Annotated in this window: 12 protein-coding genes; 10 read left to right on the top strand and 2 right to left on the bottom strand. The window is 34.4% G+C overall.

Annotated elements, in window-relative coordinates; all coding sequences use genetic code 11:
- The first annotated feature begins 4 nt into the window (after positions 1-4).
- From IEW40_RS11945 to IEW40_RS11935, 3 genes are read left to right on the top strand one after another with little or no spacing between them, the layout of a single operon-like run.
- Complete coding sequence (locus IEW40_RS11945) at positions 5-505, top strand: RNA polymerase sigma factor (RefSeq protein WP_188618339.1); 501 nt, start codon at positions 5-7, stop codon at positions 503-505.
- Complete coding sequence (locus tag IEW40_RS11940; protein WP_188618338.1) at positions 495-1,079, top strand: hypothetical protein; 585 nt, start codon at positions 495-497, stop codon at positions 1,077-1,079. The genes IEW40_RS11945 and IEW40_RS11940 overlap by 11 nt, the downstream gene beginning before the upstream one ends.
- Complete coding sequence (locus tag IEW40_RS11935; RefSeq protein ID WP_188618337.1) at positions 1,076-1,564, top strand: hypothetical protein; 489 nt, start codon at positions 1,076-1,078, stop codon at positions 1,562-1,564. Before IEW40_RS11940 ends, IEW40_RS11935 begins: the two co-directional genes overlap by 4 nt.
- Before the next feature lie 231 nt (positions 1,565-1,795).
- Here the strand turns inward: IEW40_RS11935 and IEW40_RS11930 are convergent, their stop codons facing one another.
- Positions 1,796-3,067, bottom strand: a complete 1,272-nt coding sequence (locus IEW40_RS11930; protein ID WP_188618336.1) for a hypothetical protein — start codon at positions 3,065-3,067, stop codon at positions 1,796-1,798.
- A gap of 360 nt (positions 3,068-3,427) precedes the next feature.
- Positions 3,428-5,644, bottom strand: a complete 2,217-nt coding sequence (locus IEW40_RS11925; protein ID WP_188618335.1) for an NADP-dependent isocitrate dehydrogenase — start codon at positions 5,642-5,644, stop codon at positions 3,428-3,430.
- Positions 5,645-5,786: 142 nt separating this feature from the next.
- Between IEW40_RS11925 and tpx the strand changes: the two genes are divergently transcribed.
- From tpx to gcvP, 7 genes are all read left to right on the top strand, one after another.
- The gene (gene tpx / locus IEW40_RS11920; RefSeq protein WP_188618334.1) at positions 5,787-6,284 is read left to right on the top strand and encodes a thiol peroxidase; all 498 of its coding nucleotides are present in this window, start codon (positions 5,787-5,789) and stop codon (positions 6,282-6,284) included.
- 116 nt (positions 6,285-6,400) lie between these two features.
- The gene (locus IEW40_RS11915; RefSeq protein ID WP_229663447.1) at positions 6,401-6,793 is read left to right on the top strand and encodes a VOC family protein; all 393 of its coding nucleotides are present in this window, start codon (positions 6,401-6,403) and stop codon (positions 6,791-6,793) included.
- Positions 6,794-6,798: 5 nt separating this feature from the next.
- Positions 6,799-7,170 (top strand): DoxX family membrane protein, encoded by a 372-nt coding sequence (locus IEW40_RS11910; protein WP_188618333.1) that lies wholly within the window; start codon positions 6,799-6,801, stop codon positions 7,168-7,170.
- Between the two features lie 105 nt (positions 7,171-7,275).
- Positions 7,276-7,728 (top strand): nuclear transport factor 2 family protein, encoded by a 453-nt coding sequence (locus IEW40_RS11905; protein WP_188618332.1) that lies wholly within the window; start codon positions 7,276-7,278, stop codon positions 7,726-7,728.
- A 66-nt stretch (positions 7,729-7,794) separates the two neighbouring features.
- Positions 7,795-8,208, top strand: coding sequence for an SRPBCC domain-containing protein (locus tag IEW40_RS11900; protein ID WP_188618331.1), 414 nt, complete (start codon positions 7,795-7,797; stop codon positions 8,206-8,208).
- A 128-nt stretch (positions 8,209-8,336) separates the two neighbouring features.
- A complete protein-coding gene (locus tag IEW40_RS11895) occupies positions 8,337-8,981 on the top strand; it encodes a J domain-containing protein (RefSeq protein ID WP_188618330.1) in 645 nt (214 codons plus the stop codon).
- A gap of 448 nt (positions 8,982-9,429) precedes the next feature.
- The gene (gcvP, locus tag IEW40_RS11890; RefSeq protein WP_188618329.1) at positions 9,430-12,288 is read left to right on the top strand and encodes an aminomethyl-transferring glycine dehydrogenase; all 2,859 of its coding nucleotides are present in this window, start codon (positions 9,430-9,432) and stop codon (positions 12,286-12,288) included.
- Positions 12,289-12,599: the final 311 nt, after the last annotated feature.

The following is a 12,599-nucleotide window of genomic DNA, read 5'->3' as shown; positions in this document are numbered from 1 at the left end:
CAAAATGGAAAATCTACAACAAGAATTTTTAGAAAAAATAGAAAATCATAAAGGCATGATTTTCAAAATTTCTAAAATGTATGTAGACAACCAAGATGATAGAGAAGACCTCTACCAAGAAATTGTATTTCAGCTGTGGAAATCTTACCAAAAATTCGAAGGTAAAAGTCAGTTTTCTACATGGTTGTACAGAGTAAGTCTAAACACAGCCCTTACTTTTCTGAAAACCGAAAAAAGAAAACCAGATAATGCCTTTTTACACGAAAACCTAGAACTGCCAGAAGAAGAAACCCAACAAAAAGAAATACAAATAGATTTTCTGTATAAAGCTGTTCAAGAACTTAATTCTGTAGAAAAAGCTTTGATTTTTTTGTTTCTAGAAGGTCAAAGTCATAAAGAAATTGCTCAAAATCTAGGGATTTCTGAAGTGAATGCAAGAGTAAAACTCAATAGAACCAAAGAAAAATTACAACAAATCATTAAAAAATACGGTTATGAATTTTGATGAATTACAAAAAAAATGGCAAAGCGAAGAAGTGTCTGCTCCAGAAATTTCTCTCGACCATCAGCACAAAATCAATAATCCTCTACAGAAGATTAGAAAAAATATGAAAATGGAATTTTGGAGCAACATGTTTACATTTATCATTATTTTCTTTTTAATCTTCACTATTGATAATTTGAAACTAAAAACTTATGCTGTTATTCTTACCCTTACAGCAGTTTTGGTATCTGCATTTTATTACCTTAAATTCTTTTCTTTGTACAAAGAAATTATTTTTCAAACCTTCAATACCAAAGATTCTCTAAAAACATTAATGCATCAGTTTGAACTCAATAAACAATATTACATTTCTTATTACATTGCATTTGTGCCAATTATTGTGAGCTCTTATATTGTATTATTTGAATATTTGCCCTCTTACAAAAATCACAATGATATGGTTTTTATATTGATGTTTGGCCTTACCGTTCTTTTAGGAATTACATTTTTATACCTTATTGGGAAATGGTGGTTCAATTATTTTTATGGAAAATACATCATTCAAATTGATAAGATTTTAAAAGAATTATTATGAAAACCCTTATCGCAAAATCAATCAATTCAAGGAATTTCGAGCTTTTTGATGAAAACGAAGTTCTCCTAGGAAATATTGTTTACCCAAAATGGTATTCTACCAATGCAGAAATTCATACAGATGCTCAAACTTATAAAATAAAAGCCAAAGGTTTTTGGACCACCTCTATAGAAGTTGTTAAACAAGAAAATGTACTTATGAAATTCAAAATGAGCTGGTCTGGGAATATTGTTGTAACTGATTTCAACAATGGGGAAAGGCATTTTCAAATTAATAAGGAAAAATGGTACAATGATATTTTTGAAATGAAAGATGAAACCGAAAAAACTATTCTAAAAATCAAAAGAAATTTCAAATGGAAAGATTTTAAATATTATTATGAAATTGTTTTGGAAGATGACGCTCTTTTACCAATTACCATTTTAGGAATCCTACACGTGGTTAATTATTTCAATGCCAGCTCAGACACCGCAGCCTATGCTTAAGAAATCTTATATCTTATATTGTTCTCAATAATTTTTTAGAAAGCCTCTTTTTTGTATTTTACAACCATTGTATCTCTAGGAATGTGAAAAGATTGTGGTAGATTTTGTAAAATGTTCAGAAGGAACCCAGTGGGTGTAAAACAAGTTAACCTTAGCGTTGGGACAATGTCTTTTTAGCAGAAATGAATTTAACGTAAAGAGACTGTCTTAAAAGACAGCCTCTTTTTTAGATTACTTATCAAAAATCTCAATAATGAGATCTTTTGGTGTATTGTCACTATAATAATCACCAGCATAAAAAGAGTTGGTAGAACTTAAACTGATAATCTTATTCCCATAACTAAAGACACGAAAAGGGTATCTAATGGTATTAATTGATTTTATCCTTAAATAAGAATTGATGTCATAAAAATCAATTGTTTTACTCATAGTACCTGCAATAATATAATTGCTGTCAAAACTAAAAGAGGTAAGCTCTGAATTACCTTTTGGTAATCCAGATACAACTTTTAGTTTGTCGTCATAGATCGTTCCTGTATTAGAAGTGATCATTCTTTTACCATCTGGAAAATTTTCAAAAATTCTATGATTTAGTGGGTAGTCACCATGATAACTGTCCGACATTTTATCAATAAGATTTCCGTTTGCATCAAAATTGAATAAACCTAAATCGGTAGGCGATATTCCTGAACTAATCCAGAAAAATTTAACCTGAGTGTTATTTAATCTTTTTAATCGGCCTGATTGGTAAAAACCAGATTCTGAGATGATTTGCTTGGTACTTCTACTGATACTTTTAATTGATTTATTACTAATGTCTTTTGTTGCTCCATATAGTACATTGTTATTATAAACAACACTTTCAATTTCTGATTTGAAACTGATTTGATCTATCAGATTTAAATTGTTGGCATCATAAACATAAACCCAACCGTCATTTCTTGGAACATACAATTCTTTTTTTCCATTGTAGGTGCCAAGATCAGCAAAACCTAATTTTGCATTGCTGCTAATGCTAAGAGTGATTTTGTTTTGGGCTATATTGTAAAGGTGTATTCCTCCATTCAAATCAAAAATATAGATGTTTCCTAATTCACTATCCATAATAGCGTCTACTGGTTTTATTCCGAGTAATTTTATTTCTGGTCTTTTGTACGTTACCAGATTACTCAAAATTTGTTCGCCCGTCGTTGTATAACCTAAAATTTGATAATCCACATAAGGAATATATTCTACTTTATCGTCAATTTTGATAAATGTTTTCCCATCAACTTGATTCAGATAGGTTGCGCTTCCTTTTTCAGAAGTTCTTTTTAATATTTGAAAACTTTGATAATTTTTTAATCCTGTCGTTGTCCAATTGAGTTGTATCGTATTTTCATTGATAACAATAGGAGAATTGAGTGTAATTTTTTCAATAGGAGTTTGTTCAGGCTCTGGACTAGATTCATTTCTACAAGATAAAATAAACAGTAAGCTGAATAATAGAATAATGTTTTTCATGGTTTTTGTTAAGTGAAAATTTTGTCAAAAATAAAAAAAACTTCAATTTAATTTGAAATTTTTATATGATTTATATTGTAAAATTAATTAATCATAGAATTTAAAGTAATATTTATCTTCATAGCAGTATATTTTTGCCTTCATCATTCAAAGTATTGAAGTTTTTCTATGGAAATCATCAAATTAATTCGTTCAATAAGAAAAGACTTTATCCAACTTAAATAAGATAGAAAATCCATTGATTTTAGCCAATACATAACAAACTCCCGAAATTTTCGGGAGTTTGTTATGTATTTAGGTAACCACCCCGTCTTCAAAAATTATAAATTTTTGAATCCACCCCTCCAAAGGAGGGGAATTTTATAGAGCATCTACAATTGCATTCAGTGTAGCAGAAGGTCTCATTGCAGCATAAGTTTTTGCTTCATCAGGTCTGTAATAACCATCAATGTTTTGAGCATTTCCTTGTGCGCCAATCAATTCTTCATTGATCTTAGCTTCGTTCTCTAGCATAGCATTTGCCACTGGAGCAAACTGAGCAGCCAATTCTGCATTTGCTGTTTGTGCAGCCAAAGCTTCTGCCCAATACATCGCCAAATAGAAATGAGAACCACGGTTGTCTATGCCACCCAATTTTCTAGCTGGTGATTTATCAGTAGCCAAGAATTTAGCATTCGCTTCGTCTAAAGCATCTGCCAAAACTTGAGCTTTTTTATTATCTTGTGTTTGAGCCAAATGTTCTAAAGAAGCTTGAAGTGCTAAAAATTCACCCAAAGAATCCCATCTCAGATAACCTTCTTCTAAAAATTGTTCGATGTGTTTTGGGGCAGAACCTCCCGCTCCAGTTTCAAAAAGACCACCACCATTCATCAATGGAACTATAGAAAGCATTTTAGCAGAAGTTCCTAATTCTAAAATAGGGAAAAGGTCTGTCAAATAATCTCTCAATACATTTCCAGAGACAGAAATGGTGTCTTTGCCTTCTCTAGCTCTTCTTAGCGTTTCGGTCATGGCATCTTTTACGTCTAGAATTCTAATGTCTAGACCTGTAGTATCATAATCTTTAAGATATTTCTCTACTTTTTTAATGATTTCAGCATCGTGAGCTCTTCCTTTATCTAACCAAAAAATAGCAGGCGTATCAGACAATCTTGCTCTGTTTACTGCTAATTTTACCCAATCTTGAATAGGCGCATCTTTGGTTTGGCACATTCTGAAAATATCACCATTTTCTACTTTTTGAGAAAGAAGAACGTTTCCGTTTTCGTCTTCTACTTTTACTTCTCCTTCACCAGAAATTTGGAATGTTTTGTCATGAGAACCATATTCTTCAGCTTTTTGAGCCATCAAACCTACATTCGGAACAGAACCCATTGTAGTAGGGTCTAGCTTTCCGTGGGCTTTCATATCATCGATACAAGCTTGGTAAAAACCAGCATAAGAACGGTCAGGAATAATACAAACGGTATCTTCTTCTTTACCTTCTTTATTCCACATTTTACCGCCACCTCTTACTAGTGCCGCCATAGAAGCATCTACAATAATATCACTTGGAACATGGAAGTTGGTAATTCCTTTGTCAGAATTCACCATCGCCACTCTTGGTCCGTTTTCTAATGCTTTTTCTAGGTCTGCTTTTATTTCTGCTTCCTGAGGAATACCCGCAATCTTATCATACAAATTTGCCAAACCATTGTTCGGGTTAATATCTAAAGAATTGAAAATCTCTGCATATTTTTCAAAAACTTCACTGAAGAAAGTCTCTACTATAGCCCCGAAAATAATAGGGTCAGAAACCTTCATCATCGTAGCTTTTAAATGGGCAGATAACAATACGTTTCTATTTTTAGCCTCTGCAATCGCTTCTTTTACAAATGATTTCAAAGCTTTCACATTCATCACCGATGAATCGATAATTTCACCAGCTTTTAATGGGGCCAAGTCTTTTAATAATTTTACAGAACCATCATTTCCATAGAAAGTGATTTTGAATTGAGTAGCGGTTTCTACCGTAGTAGAGGTTTCTGTTCCGTAGAAATCTCCACTGTTCATGTGTGCTACGTCTGTCTTGCTATCTTTAGCCCAATCTCCCATTCTGTGCGGATTGGTTTTAGCATAATTCTTAACAGCTTTAGGTGCACGTCTGTCTGAATTTCCTTCTCTCAACACTGGGTTTACAGCACTTCCTAAAACCTTAGCGTATTTTGCTTTAATGGCTTTTTCCTCTTCGTTTTTAGGCTCTGCAGGATAGTCTGGAACGGCGTAACCTTTAGCTTGTAACTCTGCAATAGCAGCTTCTAACTGTGGAGCTGAAGCAGAAATATTAGGGAGCTTGATGATGTTAGCATCAGGCTGAGTGGCCAATTGACCCAACTCTGACAATGCATCACCTACTTTTTGGTCTTCATTTAAAAATTCTGGGAAATTCGCTAATATTCTTCCAGAAAGAGAGATGTCTGGCACAGCAATTTCTATAGCTGCGGTCTTAGTAAACGCTTTTACGATTGGTAAAAACGAATGGGTTGCCAACATCGGGGCCTCATCTGTAAGAGTGTAATAAATTTTAGATACAGACATTTATTTTTCAGTTTTTATTTGTTTAAAATTCAGAAGTTAGCAAATTTACGGTTTTTATAGAAAATATGAAAACAACCTATTTATAAATACTGTTAATTATTTTGAATAAAAAAATCTATCTTTGGCTAGTAAAATATAAAATATGGCAAACATTACATTAAAAGGTAACGAAATTCATACTACAGGTAATTTACCAGAAGTAGGTTCAGAAGCTAAAGGCTTTACATTAGTAGCAGAAGATTTATCAGAAAAATCTCTTTCTGATTTCGCAGGAAAAAAAGTAGTTCTTAACATTTTCCCAAGTATTGATACAGGCATTTGTGCAGCTTCAGCAAGGAAATTTAACGAAGAAGCCAGTGCTTTAGAGAATACAGTAGTGGTCAATATATCTAAGGATTTACCATTTGCTCTTGGTAGATTCTGCGCATCAGAAGGACTTAAAAATGTGATTAATTTATCTGATTACAGAACTAACTTCGGTGAAACTTATGGTCTTACCATCACAGATTCTCCATTGCAAGGATTATTAAGCAGAGCCGTAATTGTTTTAGACGAAAACGGAACCGTAAAATATACAGAACAAGTACCAGAAATTGTACAAGAACCTAATTACGAAGCTGCTTTAGAAGCCGTGAAATAATAAGCAATTCGTAATATTTACCAAAAATATCAACCTTTTCATTCGTGAAAAGGTTTTTTTATGGAATATGCAATACAATTATTTGTTATATTTGATGAAATTAAAAACACAAAATTATGGAAACTTACAAAAAAATGAATCCCGTAGCGTGGTTCGAAATTTATGTAGATGATATGCCAAGAGCAAAAAAATTCTACGAAGAGGTTTTTCAAATGGAAATGTTCCCCATGCCAAATCCTACAACAGACGAACTAGAAATGGTGGTTTTTCCTTACGAAATGGGTAGCCAAGACACCGCAGGTTCTTTAGTTAAAATGACAGGTGTAAATGCTGGGGCCAACAGTACCATCATCTATTTTGCCAGTGAAGATTGTACCACCGAGGAAAATAGAGTAGAAGCGGCTGGAGGCAAAATCTTTAGACCCAAAATGTCGATTGGTGAACACGGTTTTGTGACTTTGTTTTTTGATACCGAAGGAAATATGATAGGTTTACATTCAATAAAATAAATGATATGAAAATTTTTAAAACGATTCTTTTTGTGTTATTTGGCTTGATGTTTATTAATGCCGGATTAGATAAATTTTTACATTATATGCCAATGCCTCCAATGGAAGATGAGATGAAAAAGATTTTTGACGCCATTGTTACTTTAAAATGGGTAATGCCATTAGTGGGTTTTGTAGAATTATTGGCTGGGATTTTAGTGCTGTTTCCTAAAACCAGAACCCTTGGCGCTTTAATGATTTTCCCAGTTTTAATAGGGATTTTATGTCACAATGCTACCTTTATGCCAGAAGGCCTAGCGATTGCTGGGGTATTGTTTCTAATCAATATTTGGATGATGGTAGACAATTGGACTAAAATTAAAGGTGTTTTGAATTAAATAAACGGAGAAAGATATCTTTTGTTACATTTCACCTCGTCTAATCTTCGATTTGGGGTTAGAAATAGTTTAAAAAAAAATAGTCATGTACTAAAATTAATTGTTATGAAAAACATTTTTTTATTTGCATTGGTCTTTACCATCGTTTCTTGCAAACAAAACGAAGAGAAAACCATCATTCCGGAAAATAATTTCACCCAAAACGAAAAAATAGCCAAAGAACTTTTTGTGCATTTTAATAACCACGATTGGCGAAAAATGGCAGATTTATATACAGAAAATGCAGAATTCAAAGAACCTTCTTCTGGAATGGTAGCGCATCAAAAAACAAAAGCTCAAATCGTAAAAGAATATACAGAATTACAAAATCAGTTTCCCGATGTGCAAGATTCTGTGGTAGCTGTTTATCCTTCGGGAGAAAAAAACGTAATTGTAGAATTTGTTTCAAAAGGGACTCTTCCAGATCAATCAACATTTGAACTTCCTATTTGTACCATTTTCACCATAGAAAACGGCAAAATCACTAAAGATTACACGTATTTCGACAACTCTAAATAACTTTTTTAATATTCTTTTGAATCAATCATCAATCATCACTCATCACTCATCACTCATCACTCATCAATGGAACCCCTCATCGTCACAGCCACCATCAATGCTCCCGTAGAACATGTTTGGGAATTATTTACCCAAGCAGAACATATCACCAACTGGAATTTTGCCCACGAAAGTTGGCATTGCCCAAAAGCCGAAAATAATCTAGAAATTGGCGGTGAATTTTTCTACACCATGGCAGCAAAAGATCAATCTGCAAGATTTGTTTTTCACGGAACTTATACAGAAATTGTTCTGCATCAGAAAATTGAATATCATATAGAAGATGGTAGAAAAGTGGAAGTTTTTTTCAATGCCATTGATGAAAATACCACAGAAATTTTCGAGCGCTTCGAACCAGAGCATATCAATGCGCTAGAAATGCAAGAACAAGGTTGGCAAAGCATCTTAAACCAATTCAAAGAATATACAGAAGGGAACTAAAAAGTTTCCTTTTTTATTTGATAACTTGTTCATCCTTGCACTCTATTAATCTATTAAATGTATAGATGCTTTAAAAAATAAATTTTCCTATTTTTGTCCTCAATCAATCATCAATCATCATTCATCCATTGAAAGACTATTATTATTTTCTCGGGATTAAGCCAAACGCTTCGGAAGACGATATCAAAAAAGCGTACAGGAAACTCTCATTCAAATACCACCCTGATAAAAACGAAAATGATGATTTTTTTACCCAAAGGTTTAGGGAAATTCAGGAAGCTTACGAAACATTAATTGATACAGAAAGGCGCAGAATTTATGACCAAAGTTTTGGACAATTCCTTAGAAGTCAAAAATCGGTGCTTCCTCCTAAAATAAAGAACTTTCACGCCAGTACAATAAGAGCCGAAAAAGGCACTGAAATTACCTTGTATTGGCAAACGTATGATGCAGATTTGGTGAAGATTACGCCTTTCGGATTAGAAAAACCTCAGGGCGAAAGAACTTTCAGAATCAAAGAATTTGATAAGGAAGGGAAATTCCAAGTCATTTTGCATGCTACCAATACTTTCTTGAATAAAACGGTTGTGCAAGGCATCACTATTTTCGAAACTTCTAAAGAAAATATCAAGGTCAATCCTCAAGAATTTTCTGCCGCTAATACCCAAGCAAAACCAGAAATACCTACCCATGAATTTTCAAAAAGATGGTTCGTTTTTTTAATACTTCTCATCATTGCGGCCATCGCCATTTACTTCTCTGAAAAAGCTTAATACCTTTTGCGATTTATCACCATCTTTTTCATCCCGCTAATAAATGGGTAAGAATTTCTTGTTCATCAGAGTCAATAACATGCTACATTTAATTACCTGTGCATTTGCAATTCCATAGGAACGCAATGTGTGTAGCAAAGTAAGCATACAACTAAGAGCGTTCCATAGGAACGCAATGTCTTTTTGCTTTTGTAAATATCACATAATTCGACTGTTTTTTTAGAAACTTTTCATTATTTCTTACTTATTCTCCCATCGACCAAGAAAACAATTATTCACAATTTCTGAAAAAATCCTCTTAAAAAATCAATTTTTTACCCCTATTATTATTTTATTTTTCTATCAATCAAACCATTTGTTATCAATGTTCTAAATTTGAGCATTACATAAAGTTTTTGTATTTTTACGGACCCTAATAAAAGTAAAAAATCAACACTTAATTAATTCTATGAACACACAGCAGTTTGTAAATCGTCACATTAATCTAAATGATGCAGACAAAGACGCTATGCTTTCTAAAATTGGCGTTTCTTCTATAGATGAACTCATCTCCCAAACCATTCCAGATGCTATCAGACTTTCTAAAGATTTGGATATTCCAGAACCTCTTTCAGAGTACGAAATGCTTCAGCGTTCTAAGGAATTGGCAGAGAAAAATTTAGATTACGACACCTATATCGGTTTTGGCTATCACAACAGTATTTTACCAAGTGCTATCCAAAGAAATATTCTAGAAAATCCTAGTTGGTACACCGCTTATACCCCTTACCAAGCAGAAATTGCTCAAGGGAGATTAGAAGCCTTACTCAACTATCAAACTTTAATCACCAATCTTACAGGCTTCGCTTTGGCTAATGCTTCTTTGTTAGATGAATCTACTGCAGCTTCAGAAGCCATGAGCATGTTCTTCAGCAATAGAACCAAAGACCAGAAAAAAGCAGAAGCCAATAAATTCTTCGTTTCAGAATTGGTACTGCCTCAGACCATTGCCGTGCTTACCACCAAAGCAGTGGGACTAGGAATTCAAATTGTAGTAGGAGACCACGAAACCTTCTCTGCAGAGACAGACTTCTTCGGTGTTCTGTTGCAGTATCCTGGTAAAAACGGAATCGTTTTAGACTATACAGATTTTATCCAAAAAGTAAAGTCTCAAAACCTTCAAGTAGCCGTTGCTTGCGACCCTCTAGCTTTAGTTAAATTAAAATCTCCAGCAGAGATGGGTGCAGATTGTGCCATAGGAACTACCCAAAGATTTGGGATTCCTCTAGGATATGGTGGACCTCACGCTGCTTTTTTTGCTTGTAAAGAAGAGTATAAACGCGATATCCCAGGTAGAATTATCGGGGTTTCTCAAGATATGTATGGCAAACGTGCCCTCAGAATGGCATTGCAAACCAGAGAACAACACATCAAACGTGAAAAAGCGACTTCTAACATTTGTACTGCACAGGTTTTACTATCTGTTATGGCGGGTATGTATGCCGTTTATCACGGTAAAGCAGGTTTAGAATATATCGCAGACCAAATTCATTATAAAACCAATGCTCTAAGAGAGGCTCTCCAAATTTTAGGTTATGATGTGGTTAAAGAACCGGTTTTTGATACCGTTAAATTTAATTTCTCAGAATCCGAAAAACTAAACCTTAAGAGATTCTTATTAGACCATAAAATTAATTTGAACTACTTCTCAGAAGGAGTGGTGAGTATCTCTATCAATGAGACTACTACCATAGACAAGATTAATAAATTGGTGAACTCTTTAGCGCATTACAAACAAAAACAAGGATTCAAAATCATCCTTAAAGAAGAATATGCTATTCCTCAAAATTTATTGAGAAATGACGAAATCTTAACCGAAGAGGTCTTCAATAAATACCATACAGAAACAGATTTGATGCGCTACATCAAACGTCTAGAAAGAAAAGACCTTAGTCTTACCCATTCTATGATTTCTTTAGGTTCTTGTACCATGAAGTTGAACGCGGCTACGCAGATGATTCCTCTTTCGTGGGAAAATTGGGGCGCTATTCACCCTTTTGTGCCAGTAGAACAAGCACAAGGTTACCAAAGATTAATCAAATCTTTAGAAAAATACCTAGCCGAAATCACGGGCTTTGCGGGAACTTCCCTTCAACCCAATTCTGGGGCACAAGGAGAATATGCTGGGCTAATGGTGATTAGAGCTTATCAAAAATCAATCGGACAAGGTCACAGAAATATCTGTCTTATCCCTCAATCTGCTCATGGTACCAATCCAGCTTCTGCCGTTATCGCAGGACTAAAAGTGGTGGTAGTGAAAAATCTAGAAAACGGCGAAATAGATTTCGAAGATTTAAAAGCTAAAGTAGAAGAGCACAAAGACAATTTATCTGCTTTTATGATTACCTATCCTTCTACCTATGGTTTCTTTGATGCCAACGTAAAAGAAATTACAGACCTTATCCACGAAAATGGTGGTCAAGTCTATATGGATGGTGCCAATATGAACGCTCAGGTAGGCTATACTTCACCAGGAAACATCGGTGCAGATGTTTGTCACCTTAATTTACACAAAACTTTTGCCATCCCTCACGGTGGTGGTGGCCCAGGTGTTGGCCCAATCTGTGTGGCTAAACACCTAGTGCCTTTCTTGCCGAAAAACCCTAATATTCCTACAGGTGGTGCACAAGGGATTGATGCCATTTCTTCAGCGCCTTATGGCTCTGCATTAGTACTTAATATTTCTTATGCTTACATCAAAATGCTAGGAACAGATGGACTTAAAAAATCAACAGCCCACGCCATTTTAAATGCCAATTACCTGAAAGAAATCTTGGCAGAACATTTCCCTATTTTATACGCCAACCAAAACGGTAGAGTAGCCCACGAATGTATTGTAGATTTCCGCCAGTTCAAACCACTTGGTATAGAAGTAGCAGATGTAGCCAAAAGATTAATGGACTATGGTTTCCACGCGCCAACCGTAAGTTTCCCTGTGGCTGGTACTTTGATGATAGAACCTACAGAATCTGAAAGCAAAGAAGAACTAGACCGTTTTGCAGAAGCTTTAATTTCCATCAAATCAGAAATAGAAGAGATTGCAGAAGGTAAAGCAGATGCACAAAACAACGTCTTGAAAAATGCACCACACACCGAGCAAGTGGTAATTTCTGATACTTGGGACAAACCTTACAGCAGAGAAAAAGCAGCTTATCCTCTAGAGTGGGTGAGAACTCATAAATTCTTCGCTTCGGTGTCTAGAGTAGAAGAAGCCTACGGAGATAGAAACCTAGTGTGTACTTGTGAACCAATAGAATTTTATCAATAAAAATTCTTACCTATATTGAAAAAGTCGCTAAAAGTAATTTTAGCGACTTTTTTTATGTGTTAAAGATAAAAACAAGGCCACGAACTTACCATAAAGACTAAAAAATAACTGTTTTAATTGAAAGTGACAATCAACTTAGCGAAGCATTGATGCCTTAGCACCCTTAAATATGCATGCACCAAAAGAACCTTTGCGTTTAAAACCTTCCCATTCGATAACTTTAATGATAAAAAAAAGAATAAATTTCAAAACAGGCACTATTGATAAAACGTTGAGCTTAGCGAAGCATTGATGCCTTAGCACCCTTAAAT

The sequence above is a fragment of the Cloacibacterium rupense genome, assembly GCF_014645495.1.
In the GTDB taxonomy this organism is placed as follows: domain Bacteria; phylum Bacteroidota; class Bacteroidia; order Flavobacteriales; family Weeksellaceae; genus Cloacibacterium; species Cloacibacterium rupense.
The sequence above is the reverse complement of the archived record's forward strand: the minus strand, read 5'-3'. Positions and strand labels throughout refer to the sequence as shown.

Excerpts from the sequence above, each read along its gene's own strand:
- IEW40_RS11945 (WP_188618339.1), top strand. The coding sequence starts at position 5 with ATGGAAAATCTACAACAAGAATTTTTAGAAAAAATAGAAAATCATAAA.
- IEW40_RS11940 (WP_188618338.1), top strand. The coding sequence starts at position 495 with ATGAATTTTGATGAATTACAAAAAAAATGGCAAAGCGAAGAAGTGTCT.
- IEW40_RS11935 (WP_188618337.1), top strand. The coding sequence starts at position 1,076 with ATGAAAACCCTTATCGCAAAATCAATCAATTCAAGGAATTTCGAGCTT.
- IEW40_RS11930 (WP_188618336.1), bottom strand. The coding sequence starts at position 3,067 with ATGAAAAACATTATTCTATTATTCAGCTTACTGTTTATTTTATCTTGT.
- IEW40_RS11925 (WP_188618335.1), bottom strand. The coding sequence starts at position 5,644 with ATGTCTGTATCTAAAATTTATTACACTCTTACAGATGAGGCCCCGATG.
- tpx (WP_188618334.1), top strand. The coding sequence starts at position 5,787 with ATGGCAAACATTACATTAAAAGGTAACGAAATTCATACTACAGGTAAT.
- IEW40_RS11915 (WP_229663447.1), top strand. The coding sequence starts at position 6,401 with ATGGAAACTTACAAAAAAATGAATCCCGTAGCGTGGTTCGAAATTTAT.
- IEW40_RS11910 (WP_188618333.1), top strand. The coding sequence starts at position 6,799 with ATGAAAATTTTTAAAACGATTCTTTTTGTGTTATTTGGCTTGATGTTT.
- IEW40_RS11905 (WP_188618332.1), top strand. The coding sequence starts at position 7,276 with ATGAAAAACATTTTTTTATTTGCATTGGTCTTTACCATCGTTTCTTGC.
- IEW40_RS11900 (WP_188618331.1), top strand. The coding sequence starts at position 7,795 with ATGGAACCCCTCATCGTCACAGCCACCATCAATGCTCCCGTAGAACAT.
- gcvP (WP_188618329.1), top strand. The coding sequence starts at position 9,430 with ATGAACACACAGCAGTTTGTAAATCGTCACATTAATCTAAATGATGCA.